The following is a 17126-nucleotide window of genomic DNA, read 5'->3' on the forward strand; positions in this document are numbered from 1 at the left end:
AGATCAAAGGCCAAAGCAAAGCAGAGCAAAAGCAGGTGATATCCATCAGACAAATGGAGATCCAAATGTGGGAGGGGGCTTGCTCCCGATAGCAGTGGGTCAGCTACCAATAAGTTGACTGACACTCAGCCATCGGGAGCAAGCCCCCTCCCACATTTTGTACAGCGTTCGGCAAACCATTCCGGTCGGCTCTAAGGCTGCCGCGCTCTTGCTTTTGATCTGGGGCACACCGAGCCTGGACGAGGTGCCGAGTGGTGGGGCGATGTAAGGGTGGAACCGCCAGCACTGGAGATGTACACAATAACCCCGTGGCCAAGATCAGCGTTCGTGCACTAACCGGCCAGCCGCATAGGTCTGCAACACCACCCGATCATCCCCCAGCGTCATCAACACAAACAACGTCTCGGCAATAGTGTTCGACTGCTTCAAGCGATAACTGAGCAGTGGCGTAGCGTTGTAATCCAGCACCAGAAAATCCGCATCCGAACCCGGTTGCAAGGTCCCGATCCTGTCCTCCAGGCGCAGCGCCCGGGCGCCGCCGAGGGTCGCCAGGTACAACGACTTGAACGGGCTCAACCGCACGCCCTGCAACTGCATGACCTTGTACGCTTCGTTCAGGGTCTGCAGCAGTGAAAAGCTGGTGCCGCCGCCCACATCGGTGCCCAGACCGACATTGAGCTTGTGCTTCTCGGCCATCGGCAGGTTGAACAGCCCGCTGCCCAGAAACAGGTTCGAGGTAGGGCAGAAGGCGACTGCCGAGCCGGTCTCTGCCAGTCGCGCGCATTCGTCGTCACACAGGTGCACGCCGTGGGCGAACACCGAGCGTTCGCCCAGCAGCTTGTAGTGGTCGTACACGTCCAGGTAGCCGCTGCGCTCCGGGAACAGCTCTTTTACCCATTCGACTTCCTGCGTGTTCTCGCTGATGTGGGTCTGCAGGTAAAGGTCCGGGTATTCCCCCAGCAACTGCCCGGCCAGTGTCAGTTGCTCCGGCGTGCTGGTGGGCGCAAAGCGCGGGGTGACTGCATAGTGCAGGCGGCCCTTGCCGTGCCAGCGTTCGATCAGCGCCTTGCTGTCCGCGTAGCTGGTTTGGGCGGTGTCGGTGAGGTAGTCCGGTGCGTTGCGGTCCATCATCACTTTGCCGGCGATCATGCGCAGGTCGAGTTTTTGCGCGGCTTCAAAGAACGCGTCCACCGACTGCGGGTGCACACTGCCGAACACCAGCGCCGTGGTGGTGCCGTTGCGCAGCAGTTCCTTGATGAAAATGTCCGCGACGTGCTCGGCATGGGCCTTGTCGGCGAACTGGCTTTCGCAGGGGAAGGTGTAGGTGTTGAGCCAATCGAGCAATTGCTCGCCATAGGCGCCGACCATGCCGGTCTGCGGCAGGTGAATATGGGTGTCGATCAGACCTGGTGTGATCAGCGCGTCCTGATAATGAACGACTTCGGTATCGGCGGGCAGGCTCGGCAGCAGGTCGGCGGCGTGGCCGACGGCGCTGATGCGGCCGTTTTCGATCACCAGCAGGCCGTCCTCGAAATACTCGTAGGAGGCTTCGATCCCCACTTCGGCAGGGTCGCCGATGCTGTGCAGGAGGGCGGCGCGGTAGGCTTTGCGAGTCAAAGGCATGAGGGTCTCGATTCAGATAGCTTGGCTGCGACGTGACGCCGGCAGCAGTTTGGCAATGGGTTCGGCGCGGGCAGCGTGCTGGCCGAAACTGGCGTTGTAGGTGGCGATGATTTCGCCGGCGATGGAAATGGCGATCTCCACCGGCAGTTTGCCCTTCACCTCGGTGAGGCCCATGGGGCAGCGCATGCGTTGCAGCTGCGCGGCATCGAAGCCGCGCTCGCGCAGGCGGTGTTCGAACTTGACGCGCTTGGTCCTGGAGCCGATCAGACCGAAGTAGGTGAAGTCATTGCGCTTGAGCAGGGCGGCGCTCAGTGCCAGGTCCAGCGCGTGATTGTGGGTCATGACGATGCAATAGCTGCCCGCTGGCAGGTCGGCAATTTCGTCGACCGGCTCTTCGCTGACGATTTTACGCACGCCCTCGGGAATCTGTTGCGGAAATTCCTGCTCGCGCGAATCGATCCAGCGCACCCGGCACGGCAGGCTCGCCAGCAACGGCACCAGTGCGCGGCCGACATGGCCGGCGCCGAACACCGCGATGTGTGCCTGCACCTGGCCCATGGGCTCGAACAGCAGCACGGTCACGCCGCCACAGCACTGGCCCAGGCTGGCGCCGAGGCTGAAGCGCTCCAGATGAGTGTTCTGCTGGCCGCGCACGAGCATGTCGCGGGCGATCTGCATCGCCTTGTATTCCAGGTGCCCGCCGCCGATGGTGTCGAAGGACCGGTCGGCGCTGATCACCATTTTCGACCCGGCATTGCGCGGGGTGGAGCCGAGCTCTTCGATGATGGTGACAAGCACGCAGGGTTCGCCGCTGGTTTGCAGGTGGGCGAGGGCGCTGATCCAGTTGTTCATGGTTACCTCTCGTGGTGTCTGTCAGGCCGTCATCGCGGGCAAGCCGCTCTTACAGTCGGAATGCGTTCCCCTGTGGGAGCGGGCTTGCTCGCGAAGGCAGCACCTCGGTCCTAAAGCGAAGCCTGCAACTGCCGCATCTGCTCACACCCCCACAACACCCGCTCCGGCGTCGCCGGCGCATCGATCTTTGGCTGATGGCGGTAATCACCGAGGCTTGCGACCGCATCCTTGATCGCGCACCACGAGGCGATGCCGAGCATGAACGGCGGCTCGCCGACGGCCTTGGAGTGAAACACCGTGTCTTCCGGGTTCTTGCGGTTCTCCACCAGCTTCACCCGCAAATCCAGCGGCATGTCCGCCACCGCCGGGATCTTGTAGCTGGCCGGTCCATTCGTCATCAGCTTGCCCTTGTCGTTCCACACCAGCTCTTCCATGGTCAGCCAGCCCATGCCTTGAATGAAGCCGCCTTCGACCTGGCCGATGTCGATGGCCGGGTTCAGCGAGGCGCCCACGTCATGCAGGATGTCGGTGCGCAGCATCCGGTATTCGCCGGTGAGGGTGTCGACAATCACTTCGCAGCAGGCTGCGCCGAACGCGTAGTAGTAGAACGGCCGCCCGCGCGACTGGCTGCGGTCGTAGAAGATTTTCGGGGTCTTGTAGAACCCGGTGCTCGACAGCGACACCTGGGCGAAATACGCCTGCTGGATCAACGCCTCGAAGCTCAGGATCTGCTCGCGCACGCGCACATGGCCGTTGCGAAATTCCACATCCGCTTCACTCACGTCGTACTTGCGCGCAGCAAATTCCACCAGGCGCTGCTTGATGGTTTCGGCGGCGTTCTGCGCGGCCTTGCCGTTCAGGTCGGCGCCGCTGGAGGCGGCCGTGGGCGAGGTGTTCGGCACTTTATCGGTGTTGGTCGCGGTGATCTGCACGCGGTCGATGTGCACCTGGAAGACCTCGGCCACCACTTGCGCGACCTTGGTGTTCAGGCCCTGGCCCATCTCGGTGCCGCCGTGGTTGAGGTGGATGCTGCCGTCGGTGTAGATGTGGATCAGCGCGCCGGCCTGGTTGAGAAAGCTGGCGGTAAACGAGATGCCGAATTTCACCGGGGTCAGCGCCAGGCCTTTTTTCAGGATCGGGCTGTGGGCGTTGTACTGGCGGATCGCTTCGCGGCGTTCGGCGTATTGGCTGCTGGCTTCAAGCTCGGCAGTCATTTCGTCGAGCATGTTGTGCTCGACGGTCTGGTAGTAGTGGGTGACGTTGCGCTCGGTCTTGCCGTAGTAATTGGCCTTGCGCACCGCCAGCGGGTCGAGCGCGAGGTGGCGGGCGATGGCGTCCATCACTTCTTCGATGGCGACCATGCCCTGTGGGCCGCCGAAGCCGCGATAGGCGGTGTTGGACGCGGTGTTGGTCTTGCAGCGATGACCGTTGACCGTGGCGTCGCCCAGGTAATACGAGTTGTCGGCGTGGAACATCGCGCGGTCGACGATCGAGTTGGACAGGTCCGGCGAGCAGCCGCAGTTGCCCGCCAATTCCAGGTTGATCCCGTGCAGCCGGCCACTGTCGTCAAAACCCACGTCGTATTCGATATAGAACGGGTGGCGCTTGCCGGTCATCAGCATGTCTTCGACGCGCGGCAGGCGCATCTTGGTTGGCTGGCCGGTGAGGCGCGCGACCACTGCACACAGGCAGGCGGGGCTCGCCGCCTGGGTTTCCTTGCCGCCGAAACCACCGCCCATGCGGCGCATGTCGACGACGATTCTATTCATCGACACGTCGAGCACTTCGGCCACCAGTTTCTGTACTTCGGTGGGGTTTTGCGTAGAGCAGTAGACGATCATGCCGCCGTCTTCGGTGGGCATCACCGAGGAAATCTGGGTTTCGAGATAGAAGTGTTCCTGACCGCCGATGTGCAAGGTGCCTTGCAGACGATGTTTGGCCGCGGCCAATGCGCCCGCCGAATCCCCGCGTTGGTGGGTGTGGCTGTCGAGCACGAAGTGTTTGGTGCGGTAGGCTTCGACCACGTCGAGCACCGGTTCCAGGTCTTCGTATTCGATCAGCGCCGCCATCGCGGCTTTGCGCGCGGTGTCGAGGTCGCGGGCGGCCACGGCCAGCACCACCTGACCGACGTATTGCACGGTGTCGATGGCCAGCAGCGGGTCGCCGGGCAGCAACGGGCCGATGTCTTTGAGGCCCGGCACGTCTTCGTGGGTGATGACGATGCGCACACCGTCAAAGGCGTAGCAGGGCGCGGTGTCGATGCTGAGAATGCGCGCGTGGGCGCGGTCGGACAGGCGCGCATACAGGTGCAACTGGTTGGGAAATTCCAGGCGGTCATCGATGTACTGCGCTTCACCGCTGACGTGCTTGGCGGCGCTGTCGTGCTTGACGCTGCGGCCGACGCCAGAGGTGATTTCCCCGGCGAACAGCTCGGCCAGTTCGGCCTGGGTTTTAACGACGGCGTGATGGTTAGACATAAGCGGTCACCCGAGTCTCGATGTGCGGCGTCTGCAGCTCGATGAAGTATTTGCGCAGCAGGTTCTGCGCGCTGAGCAGGCGGTATTCCTTGCTGGCGCGAAAATCCGAGAGCGGGGTGAAGTCCTCGGCCAGGGCGGCGCAGGCGTGTTCGACGGTGGCGGCGTTCCAGGTGGCGCCGACCAGCGCGGCTTCGCAGTGTTTGGCGCGCTTGGGCGTGGCGGCCATGCCACCAAAAGCAACGCGCGCGTGGCGGATTACACCGTTGTCGATCTTCAGGTTGAAGGCGGCGCAGACCGCGGAAATATCATCGTCCAGGCGCTTGGACACCTTGTACGCACGAAACAGCGTGTGGCCCTTGGGCACGATGATTTTTTCGATGAATTCGCTGTCTTGCCGGGCGGTGACGCGGTAGTCGATGAAGTAGTCTTCCAGCGCCAGGGTGCGCCGGGTGTTGCCCTTGCACAGCACGATCTGCGCGCCCAGGGCGATCAGCAGCGGCGGTGAATCGCCAATCGGCGAAGCGTTGCCGATATTACCGCCCAGGGTGCCCTGGTTGCGGATCTGCAGGGAGGCAAAACGCTGCAGCAGTTCGCCAAAATCCGGATAGGCCTGGTGCAACGCGGTGTAGCAGTCGGAGAGGGCGGCGGCGGCGCCGATTTCCAGGCGGTCGTCAAAGGCGTCGATGCGCTTCATCTCGTCGATGTTGCCCACGTAGATCATCACCGGCAGCGTGCGGTGAAACTGCGTGACTTCCAGCGCCAGGTCGGTGCCGCCGGCGAGCAGCCGGGCTTGCGGGTAGGCGTCGTAAAGGTCGGCCAGGTCGGCGACGGTGAGCGGCACCAGGCAGCGTTTGTCGCCGCTGTTCAACTCGCCGGTCTGGGTGGGCGCGATGGCCTTGAGGCGGGCAATGGTCTGGGCCTGGCGACTGTCGAACTGGTCCTGGGGTTTGTTGCAGCAAGCCTGCGCGGCGGCGGCCAGGATCGGGCGGTAGCCGGTGCAGCGGCACAGGTTGCCGGCCAGGGCTTCGTGGGCTTTGTGGCTATCGGGTGAGTCGCTGTTCTTTTGCAGGGCAAACAGCGACATCACAAAGCCCGGCGTGCAAAAGCCGCATTGCGAGCCGTGGCACTCGACCATCGCCTGCTGCACGCTGTGCAACTGGCCCTGGTGCTTGAGGTCTTCGACGCTGATCAATTGTTTGCCGTGCAACGACGAGACAAAGGTCAGGCATGAATTGAGGCTGCGATAACGAATCTGCTCGGCGCCGCTGTCATCGCGGTGCAACTCGCCCACCACCACGGTGCACGCGCCGCAGTCACCGCTGGCGCAGCCTTCCTTGGTGCCGGGCTTGCCCACGTGTTCACGCAGGTAGTTGAGCACCGTCAGGTTGGGGTCCAGGGCGTGCTCGCTACGGAGTTCCTGGTTGAGTAAAAACTGGATCACGGAAGGCCTCGCAGATTCATTATTGTTGTAACCGCTTTGCGCCGAATCTAGTCATGTCTGACTTTTCGGTCAATGCTTTTCTGACTTAAGGGTCAAGAAAGCGCGATCACAGCATCCTCAATTAGGGGGCGGGCTTCTGAAGCCGGCGTTTTTACAGGGTGATGAGCTGTAATAACTGCTTATTTCATGCCAAATTCGCCCCTGTGGGCGTAGCGCCATCAGCGAGCCAATGCGCTACACTGCCGCGCTGTCAACGATAGAAGATTTTGAAGGGAAAACATGACGTTCAAGGCGCCGGACAGTCTCGCCGAGCAAATCGCTCACCACCTCGCCGAACGCATTATTCGCGGCGATTTAAAGCCTGGGGAGCGTATCCAGGAACAGAAGGTCACGCTGGCGCTGAATGTCAGCCGTGGTTCCGTGCGCGAAGCCTTGTTGATCCTCGAACGTCGCCACCTCATCGCGATCCTGCCGCGCCGTGGCGCCCACGTCACCGAACTGACGGCGCACAAAGTGCAGAGCCTGTGCACGTTGATGGGCGAGCTGTACATCCTGCTCGGCAATGCGGTCGCCGAGGGCTGGCAGACCCAGGCCGATATGGCGCCGTTCGTGCAGATCCAGCAGCGCCTGGTGAGCAATTTCGAACGCCAGGACATCCGCGCCTTCGTCGAAGAAAGCTTCAATGTGATGCGCGCCGCGTACCCCTTCGCCAACAACCCGTATCTGCAGGAAACCGTCGAGAACCTGCAACCGGCGATGAACCGTGCCTATTACCTGGCCCTGGATCAGCGCAAGGCGAGCATGAGCGAATACCTGGCGCTGTTCGAGCAACTGCTCGCCGCCGTGCTCGAGCGTGACCTGGCGCAGATTCGCGCGGTGCTGTCGGCCTACTGCCAACGCAGCAGCTCGCTGGTGATCGCCGCGTTGGCGGACGCCTAAGCGTGCGGCTCAAGTGCATCAAGCTGGCGGGGTTCAAATCCTTCGTCGACCCGACCACGGTGAACTTCCCCAGTAACATGGCGGCGGTGGTCGGGCCCAATGGTTGCGGCAAGTCGAACATCATCGACGCCGTGCGCTGGGTGATGGGCGAGAGTTCGGCGAAGAACCTGCGTGGCGAGTCGATGACCGACGTCATCTTCAACGGCTCCACCAGCCGCAAACCCGTGAGCCAGGCCAGCATCGAGCTGGTATTCGACAACTCCGACGGCACCCTGGTCGGCGAATACGCCGCCTACGCCGAAATCTCCATCCGCCGCAAAGTCACCCGCGACAGCCAGAACAGCTACTTCCTCAACGGCACCAAGTGCCGTCGACGCGACATCACCGATATCTTCCTCGGCACCGGCCTGGGCCCGCGCAGCTACTCGATCATCGAGCAGGGCATGATCTCCAAGCTGATCGAAGCCAAGCCTGAGGATCTGCGCAACTTCATCGAAGAAGCCGCCGGCATCTCCAAGTACAAGGAGCGTCGCCGCGAGACCGAAAACCGCATCCGCCGTACCCATGAAAACCTTGCCCGCCTGACCGACCTGCGCGAAGAGCTGGAGCGTCAGTTGGAGCGCCTGCACCGCCAGGCCCAGGCGGCCGAGAAGTATCAGGAATACAAGGGCGAGGAACGCCAGCTCAAGGCGCAGCTGTCGGCCCTGCGCTGGCAGGCGCTGAACGAGCAGGTGGGCCAGCGCGAGGCGATCATCGGCACCCAGGAAATCAGCTTCGAAGCCCTGGTGGCCGAACAGCGCAACGCCGACGCGAGCATCGAGCGCCTGCGTGACGGGCACCATGACCTGTCCGAGCGCTTCAATCTGGTGCAGGGGCGCTTCTATTCGGTGGGCGGCGACATTGCCCGCGTCGAGCAGAGCATCCAGCATGGCCAGCAGCGTCTGCGTCAGTTGCAGGACGATTTGAAGGAAGCTGAGCGCGCGCGCCTGGAAACCGAATCGCACCTGGGCCATGACCGCACTCTGCTGCTGACCCTCGGCGAAGAGCTGGACAGGCTCACCCCGGAGCAGGAAATCACCAGCGCCGCCGCCGAGGAAGCCGCTGCTGCCCTGGAAGAAGCCGAAACCACCATGCACGGCTGGCAGGAGCAGTGGGACGCCTTCAACCTGCAATCGGCCGAACCGCGCCGTCAGGCTGAGGTGCAGCAGTCGCGCATCCAGCAGCTGGAAACCAGCATGGAGCGCCTGGCCGAGCGCCAGCGCCGCATGCTCGAAGAGCGCGCGCTGCTCGCCGCCGACCCTGAAGATGCTGCAATCATGGCCTTGAACGAGCAACTGGCCGAAAGCGAGATGACCCTCGAAGAGCTCGAAGCCAGTGAAGAACAGCAAGTGGAGCGCCTGGAGCAACTGCGTCAGCAATTGCACACGGCGACCCAGGCCCAGCAGCAGGCCCAGGGCGATCTGCAGCGGCTCAATGGCCGGCTGGCGTCGCTTGAGGCCTTGCAGCAAGCGGCCCTGGACCCGGGCACCGGCACCGCCGAATGGCTGCGCGACCAGCACCTGGCCGAGCGTCCGCGCCTGGCCGAGGGCCTGAAGGTGGACGCCGGTTGGGAATTGGCAGTGGAAACCGTTTTGGGTGCCGACCTGCAAGCGGTGCTGGTGGATGATTTCGCCGGCTTTGACCTGGCCGGCTTTGCCCAGGGCGATCTGCGCCTGCTCAGCCCGGACGCCGATGGCAAGCGGGTGCCGGGCAGCCTGCTGGACAAGGTCGAGGCGGCCGTTGACCTGTCGCCGTGGCTGGGCCAGGTCAGGCCGGTTGAATCCCTCGACGAGGCGCTGGCCCAGCGCAGCCAGTTGGCGGCGGGCGACAGCCTGATCAGCCGCGATGGCTACTGGGTCGGCCGTCACTTCCTGCGGGTGCGCCGCGCCAGCGAAGCCGAAAGCGGCGTGTTGGCCCGTGGCCAGGAAATCGTCAACCTGAGTGCCGAGCGCGAAGAACGCGAAGCCACCCTGGAACGCCTGGAAACCGAACTGCAAACCCTGCGCGCGACCCAGCGCCAGCAGGAAACCGGCCGCGAGCACCTGCGCCGTCTGTTGCAGGACGAAGCGCGCCAGCAGGGCGAATTGAAGGCGCAGCTCTCGGCGAGCAAGGCCAAGGCCGAGCAGCTGACCCTGCGTCGCACGCGTCTCGACGAAGAAGTCGCGGAGATGGGCGAACAACGCGCCCTTGAACACGAACAGATCGGCGAAGCGCGCCTGCAGTTGCAGGAAGCCCTCGACAGCATGGCCCTGGACACCGAACAGCGCGAGCTGCTGCTGGCCCAGCGCGACAGCCTGCGCGAACGCCTCGACCGCGTGCGCCAGGAAGCCCGGCAGCACAAGGATCACGCCCATCAGTTGGCGGTGCGCCTGGGTTCAGTGCGCGCCCAGCATGCGTCCACCGCCCAGGCCCTCGAACGCCTGGAGATGCAGTCCGAACGCCTTACCGAAAAACGCGAGCAACTGAGCCTGAACCTGGAGGAGGGCGAAGCGCCGCTGGAAGAGCTGCGCCTCAAACTCGAAGAGTTGCTCGACAAGCGCATGAGTGTCGACGAAGAACTCAAGACCGCGCAGATCGCCCTGGAAGATGCCGACCGCGAATTGCGCGACGCCGAGAAGCGTCGCACCCAGGCCGAGCAGCAATCGCAGTTGATCCGTGGCCAGCTCGAACAACAGCGCATGGAGTGGCAAGCCCTCACCGTGCGCCGCAAGACCCTGCAGGACCAGTTGCTCGAAGACGGCTATGACCTGCACGGCGTGCTCAATACCCTGACCGCCCAGGCCAACGAGAAAGACGCCGAAGAAGAACTCGAACGCATTGCCGCGCGCATTCAGCGCCTGGGCGCGATCAACCTTGCGGCCATCGACGAATACCAGCAGCAGTCCGAGCGCAAACGTTATCTGGATGCTCAGGACGCCGACCTGGTCGAAGCACTGGACACCCTGGAAAACGTGATCCGCAAGATCGACAAGGAGACCCGCAACCGCTTCAAGGATACCTTTGATCAGATTAATGGCGGTTTACAGGCGTTATTCCCGAAAGTTTTCGGCGGTGGCAGCGCTTATCTGGAACTGACGGGCGAAGATCTACTCGATACAGGGGTGACGATCATGGCGCGCCCGCCGGGCAAGAAGAACAGCACCATCCATTTGTTGTCCGGCGGCGAAAAAGCCCTCACCGCACTGGCGCTGGTATTTGCCATCTTCAAGCTCAACCCGGCGCCGTTCTGCATGCTCGACGAAGTGGATGCGCCGCTGGATGATGCGAACGTCGGGCGCTATGCGCGCCTGGTCAAGGAGATGTCCCAGACGGTGCAGTTCATCTATATCACCCATAACAAGATCGCCATGGAAATGGCCGATCAACTGATGGGGGTGACGATGCACGAACCGGGGTGTTCGCGATTGGTGGCGGTGGATGTCGAAGAAGCGCTGAAGATGGTGGAGTCTTGAACGCGGCCATCGGCGCCAATGCAGGGGGCGATAAAGGGCGTTTTACCGGTCTGAAGAAAGTGGCAAATGGACATATTTGCTCAAGGCATTTTGACAGACGGTGTAAAGTTATCTTTGGTCGTGCTAGTTTAATGTGAATTTTCGTGTACGTGGGCAAAACGTCAGTCAGAACATAGAGTTGGCGCCACGTTTTAAAGCGGTTTGCACGGTGCTAAACCCCTTATTTTTCAGCATTTTTTATTAGAGGCACGGGATTACATGGAAATCGGTCTGCGCGAGTGGCTGATCGTCATCGGCATCATTGTGATTGCCGGTATTCTTTTTGATGGCTGGCGCCGCATGCGCGGCGGCAAGGGCAAGCTTAAGTTTCGTCTGGACCGCAACCTGTCCAACTTGCCCGACGACGACGGCAGCGCCGAGCTGCTGGGGCCGCCCCGTGTGCTCGATACCCATAAAGAGCCGCAGTTGGACGAGCATGACCTGCCGTCGATGAGCGCGCCGCAGCGTGAAGCCCGCGAGCCGACCAAGCGTGGCAAGCGTGGCAGTGCAGGCGCCGCCGAACCGCACCAGGGTGACTTGAATCTCGACGTGGAAGAAGGCCCGAGCTTCAGCAGCCGCGACGATGATTTCCCCGATGAAAACGTCGGCAAGCAGGCCTCGCGTCAGTCGGTCAGCGACCAGCCGGCCGCCGAGGAAGTGCTGGTGATCAGCGTGATCTGCCGCGACGCCGGTGGTTTCAAAGGCCCGGCGCTGTTGCAGAACATTCTCGAAAGCGGCCTGCGCTTTGGCGAGATGGATATTTTCCATCGTCACGAAAGCATGGCCGGTAACGGCGAAGTGCTGTTCTCCATGGCCAATGCGGTCAAGCCGGGCACCTTCGACCTGGACGACATCGACCTGTTCAGCACCCCGGCAGTGAGTTTCTTCCTTGGCCTGCCAGGCCCGCGTCACCCGAAACAGGCGTTCGACGTGATGGTGGCGGCAGCCCGCAAGCTGTCCCAGGAACTCAACGGCGAACTCAAGGACGACCAGCGCAGCGTGCTGACCGCCCAGACCATCGAGCATTACCGTCAACGCATCGTCGAGTTCGAGCGTCGCGCCCTGACACAGAAACGCTGAGGTTCGATCTTAAGCGTTGTCTGTAGAATCCGTGCACTAACATATTGAGCAGCTTCGGCTGCTCTTTTGCTTTATGAGAGAACACCCATGACCGCCGCCCACACCCGCATTCTCGAGCTGCGCGCTGAACTGGATCAGCACAACTACCGCTACCACGTGCTCGACGAGCCGAGCATTCCGGACGCCGAGTACGACCGCCTGTTTCATGAGCTCAAGGCGTTGGAGGCCGAGCATCCTGAGCTGGTGACGCGCGATTCGCCGACGCAGCGGGTGGGCAGTGCGGCGCTGTCGGCGTTTACCCAGGTGCGCCATGAGATTCCCATGCTCAGCCTGGGCAACGCGTTCGATGAGAGCAGCATGCTGGAGTTTGATCGGCGCGTGACCGAGGGCCTGGACCTGCCGGCCGGCGACCTCTTTGGCGCTGTCGAGTACAGCTGCGAACCCAAGCTTGATGGCCTGGCGGTCAGCCTTTTGTATCAGGACGGCGAGCTGGTGCGTGGCGCCACCCGTGGCGACGGCACCACCGGCGAAGACATCAGCGTCAACGTGCGCACCGTGCGCAATATCCCGCTCAAACTGCACGGCAGCGGCTGGCCGGCGACGTTGGAAGTGCGCGGCGAAGTGTTCATGTCCAAGGCCGGTTTCGAGCGCCTCAACGCGTCGCAGCTGGAAGTCGGCGGCAAGACCTTCGCCAACCCGCGCAACGCGGCAGCCGGCAGCCTGCGCCAGTTGGACTCGAAGATAACCGCCAGTCGCCCGCTGGAATTCTGCTGCTATGGCATCGGCCAGGTGACGGCGGACATCAGCGACAGCCATATCGGTAACCTGCAGCAACTGCAGCAGTGGGGCCTGCCGATCAGTCATGAACTGAAACTGGCCAAGGGCATTCAGGATTGCCTCGACTACTACCGCGACATCGGCGAACGGCGTAACAGCCTGCCCTATGAAATCGACGGCGTGGTGTTCAAGGTCAACCGCATTGCCTCCCAGCGCGAACTGGGGTTTCGTGCCCGCGAACCGCGCTGGGCCATTGCCCATAAATTCCCGGCCATGGAAGAACTCACCGAACTGCTCGATGTGGAATTCCAGGTCGGCCGTACCGGCGCCGTCACCCCGGTGGCGCGCCTGAAACCGGTGAAAGTGGCCGGCGTGACGGTGTCCAACGCCACCTTGCACAACATGGATGAAGTGGCGCGCCTGGGCCTGATGATCGGCGACACGGTGATCATCCGCCGCGCTGGAGACGTGATCCCGCAGGTGGTCTCGGTGGTGACCGAACGCCGCCCCGGGCACGCCCGCGCGGTGCAGATCCCCGAGCACTGCCCGGTGTGCGGCTCCCATGTGGAGCGCACGCAGCTGGTCAAGCGCAGCAAGGGCAAGGAAACCGTCAGCGAGGGCGCGGTGTACCGTTGCGTCGGCCGCCTGGCCTGTGGTGCGCAGCTCAAGCAGGCGATTATCCATTTTGTCTCGCGCCGGGCCATGGACATTGACGGCCTGGGCGACAAGACCATCGAGCAACTGGTGGATGAAAAGCTCATCGGTTCGCCAGCTGACCTCTACAAGCTCACGTACGAGCAGATCATCGACCTGGAAGGCTTCGCCGATATTTCCAGCAAGAAGCTGATCACCGCGATTGAAAACAGCAGGACGCCGACCCTGGCGCGCTTTATCTATGCCCTCGGCATTCCCGATGTGGGCGAGGAGACCGCCAAGGTGCTGGCACGCTCTCTGGCCTCGCTGGAGCGGGTGCAGCAGGCCTTGCCGCAGGTGCTGACGTACTTGCCGGACGTGGGCCTGGAAGTGGCGCACGAGATTCATAGCTTCTTCGAAGACGCTCATAACCGGCAGGTGATCGGCGCGCTGCTGTCGCCGGACGAATGTGGCCTGCAGGTGCAGGATCAGGGTGACCTGAGCGCCGAGTTCGCCGCCAGCACCACCCTGGGCGGCTTGCTCGACAAACTGCACGTACCGTCCGTCGGCCCGGGCGCGGCGCAGAAGCTCGCCGATAAGTTCGGCAGCCTCGAAGGCGTAATCAAGGCCGACTGGCTCGACATGCGCCAGGCACTGCCCGAGAAGCAGGCCAAGGCGGTGCGCGAGTACTTCGATAACCCGGCAAACGCCAGCCACGCGTTGGCCATCGAGCAGCAGCTCAAGGATTTCGGCATGCACTGGGAGAGCGAGAAAAAGGTCGTCGAAGGCCTGCCGGAAGCCGGGCACACCTGGGTCCTCACCGGCTCTCTGGAGTTGATGAGCCGTGACGTGGCCAAGGAAAAGCTCGAAAGCCTGGGCGCCAAGGTGGCCGGTTCCGTGTCGGCGAAAACCCACTGCGTGGTGGCTGGGCCAGGGGCAGGATCCAAGTTGGCCAAGGCCAGCGAGCTGGGGCTCAAAGTGCTGGATGAGGCCGCCTTTGTGGCGTTTCTGAGCAAGTACGGAAAAGCCTGACGCTGCGCGGGAACGATCCCGTGCGCAAGGTGATCTAGTCTCTGTCTTCCCGTGAGAGATCGCCATGTTCCGCTACTTCGAGCAACTCAGTTCGCGCATCGCCGCCCCGTTCATGGCCGGATCCTCGCGTAACAGCAAGGTCTGGCAATGCCGCTGCGGCCAGTCGCTGTTTTTTCGCAACAGCCAGTGCCTGGCCTGCTCGGCCCTGCTGGGCTACCACCCGCAGCAGAGCCGGCTGTCGTCGCTGCAACCGGGCCCGGTGGTCGACACCTGGCAGATGGATGACAACCTCGACGCAGGCGCCTTTCGCCGTTGCGCCAACCTCGACACCCCGGCGGCGTGCAACTGGCTGATCCCGGCCCACAGCACCGACACGCTGTGCGTGGCCTGCAGCCTGAACCGCACCATTCCCGACCTGTCGATTGCAGAAAATCACGAACGCTGGGGCAAGGTCGAGACGGCCAAGCGTCGGCTCGTCGCACAGTTGATCAGCCTGGGCCTGCAAGTGGTGCCCAAAAGCGTGGATGAAGAGGCGGGCCTGGCGTTCGACTTCGTCGGTGTCGACCTTGAAGGCAATGCACCCACCACCGGCCATGCCAACGGCCTGATCACCCTCGACATCAAGGAAGCCGACGACGCTCACCGCGAGAAGGTCCGCGTGCAGATGCACGAGCCCTACCGCACCTTGCTCGGGCATTTTCGTCATGAAGTCGGCCATTATTACTGGGATCGTCTGATCGCCAACAGCCACTGGCTGCAGCCATATCGCGACCTGTTCGGCGACGAACGCGCCAGTTACGCCGAGGCGCTTGACCAGCACTACCAGCACGGCCCGCGTGCCGACTGGCAGCAGACCTGCGTCAGCGCCTACGCCACCATGCACCCGTGGGAAGACTGGGCGGAAACCTGGGCCCACTACCTGCACATGATGGACGCCGTCGACACCGCCCTGGGCTTTGGCATGAGTGCCCGTGAGATGGACCTGGACTACCAGCCGTTCCCCCTCACCACCCTCTATGACCCCGAGCATCCCGGCGGCCCGGCGTTCCTGTCGTTCGTCAACGCCTGGATCGAACTGGCCGGCATGCTCAACGAACTGTCACGCAGCATGGGCCAGCCGGATTTTTACCCCTTTGTACTGCCGCCTGCAGTGATCGCCAAGCTGCACTTCATTCACCTGGTGATTCAGGAAGAGGGCGGCCGGGCTGATGAGGTCCTGCTGGCAAAATGAAAGAGCGCCAATGGTGAGGCGCAAGTCTCTGGCAAGTGCTTGAACCAGCGGATATTTTTAATCCGGCACCAACGGTTGTAACTTCCGATGAGATCGGTACAATGGCCCCGCTTGCCGAGAGGCAGGCGTCGTTATGGTGACCCCATCGGTCCCCCCGCAACGATTACCCGTGAACCTGGTCAGAGCCGGAAGGCAGCAGCCACAGCGGGAACATTGTGTGCCGGGGTGTGGCTGGTGGGGTTGCCTCCATAACGCTCTCCCTCCTGATTCAACTCACCCTCCTTTTATTCAGCCTTCTGCCCATTTTTCATGGCGCGGACGATCCCGGCTGGACAACACCACGCTGCCTGCTAATTTCAATCATGCAAATGACCTCAGTGCTGGAGTAGTGAAGAAGTGAAGGCGCTCATTTCCTGAAGACTTAGGATGATTGCCATGACCACTTCTGCAGATTTATCCGGTGCTATCGGTGCTTCAGTCGGCACCGCTGCCAAAGCCAGCAATGTGCCCGCTGACGTCAAATTCATTCAACAGCTGTTCAATCTGATCGCCCCCACCTCCGCGACGCCCCTGGTGGTAGACGGCAAATGTGGGCCGCTGTTGATCCAGCGTATTAGCGACTTCCAGAAAACTCGCCTCAATGTGATCAGCCCCGACGGGGTCATTGATCCGGGCGGCAGGACGTTTAAGAGTCTGCTCGAGGATGCGCGCAAGGCCGGGCAACCTGCTGCGGCGGTTCAATCGCCGGTTCAGGCTGTGTCGGACAAGCAGCAGTTGGTCAACCAGGCCACCTGCGACGGTAACGTGAACCTCAGCGACGCCGACTTCAAGCGTGCGGCCCTTGCGTTGGGCAACGGCATCGAGGTGAATATCATCAAGGCGTTCGCCATCGTGGAGTCGAGCGGACGATCCGGATTCGGGCCGGAAAAATTCCCGGTGCTCGCCTACGAGCGGCACATCTTCCATAAATACACCCAGAAAAAGTATGCCAGTACCCATCCCAATCTTTCAGCCCCCAGCATGGTAAAGGCCGACACGCAATGGCGAATCAATAACAAGAATCAGGCCACCGCCTGGCAAACCTTGCGGGCGGCGTACAGCCTGGATCAGAAGGCTGCATTGATGTCCGCGTCTTACGGCATGTTTCAGATCATGGGCTTCAATTTTGCAGCGTGTGGTTTCAAGGATGTGTTTGATTTTGTTGCTGCGATGAAGCTCAACGCCGGCCAGCAGTTGAATGCGTTTGTGGGTTTTTGCAGCAAGAATGCGACGTTGGTCAAGGCCATGAAGGCCCGGGATTATGCTGGGATGGCCCGTCACTACAATGGTCGGCAATACGGCGATTACGACCAGCGAATCAAAAAGGCTTATGAAAAGCTGCAAGCCACTAAATAGCGGGCTTACCTGGGCTGTTTCTCGGCAGGAAACAGCCTATGGACAACCCCGAACCGGCTTGTTAGCGTCCGCCGGCCTCTTGCTCATCACGTGTCAAGTGTGCGCAATTGATAGTG

General features: G+C 62.1%; 10 protein-coding genes and 1 other RNA gene. 7 read left to right on the forward strand and 4 right to left on the reverse strand.

Annotated features, from left to right (window positions below):
• Nucleotides 1–318 precede the first annotated feature (318 nt).
• The 4 genes from guaD to xdhA form a co-directional block, all read right to left on the reverse strand.
• Nucleotides 319–1623 carry a guanine deaminase gene (gene guaD / locus LUB09_RS02325; protein ID WP_209983694.1) on the reverse strand — a complete coding sequence of 435 codons (1305 nt, stop codon included), beginning with the start codon at nucleotides 1621–1623 and terminating at the stop codon, nucleotides 319–321.
• A 12-nt stretch (nucleotides 1624–1635) separates the two neighbouring features.
• Nucleotides 1636–2475 carry a xanthine dehydrogenase accessory protein XdhC gene (gene xdhC, locus LUB09_RS02330; protein WP_231421470.1) on the reverse strand — a complete coding sequence of 280 codons (840 nt, stop codon included), beginning with the start codon at nucleotides 2473–2475 and terminating at the stop codon, nucleotides 1636–1638.
• 110 nt (nucleotides 2476–2585) lie between these two features.
• Nucleotides 2586–4952 (reverse strand): xanthine dehydrogenase molybdopterin binding subunit, encoded by a 2367-nt coding sequence (gene xdhB / locus LUB09_RS02335; protein ID WP_231421471.1) that lies wholly within the window; start codon nucleotides 4950–4952, stop codon nucleotides 2586–2588.
• Nucleotides 4945–6393 carry a xanthine dehydrogenase small subunit gene (xdhA, locus tag LUB09_RS02340; RefSeq protein WP_231421472.1) on the reverse strand — a complete coding sequence of 483 codons (1449 nt, stop codon included), beginning with the start codon at nucleotides 6391–6393 and terminating at the stop codon, nucleotides 4945–4947. The genes xdhB and xdhA overlap by 8 nt, the downstream gene beginning before the upstream one ends.
• Before the next feature lie 279 nt (nucleotides 6394–6672).
• Here xdhA and LUB09_RS02345 point away from each other — a divergent pair, with 279 nt between their 5' ends.
• The 7 genes from LUB09_RS02345 (at nucleotide 6673) to LUB09_RS02375 (ending at nucleotide 17010) form a co-directional block, all read left to right on the forward strand.
• Nucleotides 6673–7332, forward strand: a complete 660-nt coding sequence (locus LUB09_RS02345; protein ID WP_209983685.1) for a GntR family transcriptional regulator — start codon at nucleotides 6673–6675, stop codon at nucleotides 7330–7332.
• Nucleotides 7333–7334: 2 nt separating this feature from the next.
• Complete coding sequence (smc, locus tag LUB09_RS02350; RefSeq protein ID WP_231421473.1) at nucleotides 7335–10823, forward strand: chromosome segregation protein SMC; 3489 nt, start codon at nucleotides 7335–7337, stop codon at nucleotides 10821–10823.
• Nucleotides 10824–11081: 258 nt separating this feature from the next.
• On the forward strand, nucleotides 11082–11942 hold the full coding sequence (gene zipA / locus LUB09_RS02355) for a cell division protein ZipA (RefSeq protein ID WP_209983681.1): 861 nt from the start codon (nucleotides 11082–11084) through the stop codon (nucleotides 11940–11942).
• Nucleotides 11943–12029: 87 nt separating this feature from the next.
• A complete protein-coding gene (gene ligA / locus LUB09_RS02360; RefSeq protein ID WP_231421474.1) occupies nucleotides 12030–14384 on the forward strand; it encodes an NAD-dependent DNA ligase LigA in 2355 nt (784 codons plus the stop codon).
• 64 nt (nucleotides 14385–14448) lie between these two features.
• Complete coding sequence (locus LUB09_RS02365; protein WP_209983677.1) at nucleotides 14449–15615, forward strand: zinc-binding metallopeptidase family protein; 1167 nt, start codon at nucleotides 14449–14451, stop codon at nucleotides 15613–15615.
• A gap of 143 nt (nucleotides 15616–15758) precedes the next feature.
• An RNA gene (ffs, locus tag LUB09_RS02370) (signal recognition particle sRNA small type) lies at nucleotides 15759–15855 on the forward strand.
• A gap of 195 nt (nucleotides 15856–16050) precedes the next feature.
• Nucleotides 16051–17010 carry an N-acetylmuramidase family protein gene (locus tag LUB09_RS02375; RefSeq protein ID WP_231421475.1) on the forward strand — a complete coding sequence of 320 codons (960 nt, stop codon included), beginning with the start codon at nucleotides 16051–16053 and terminating at the stop codon, nucleotides 17008–17010.
• Nucleotides 17011–17126: the final 116 nt, after the last annotated feature.

The organism is Pseudomonas sp. Leaf59, assembly GCF_920984685.1.
Classification (GTDB): Bacteria; Pseudomonadota; Gammaproteobacteria; order Pseudomonadales; family Pseudomonadaceae; genus Aquipseudomonas.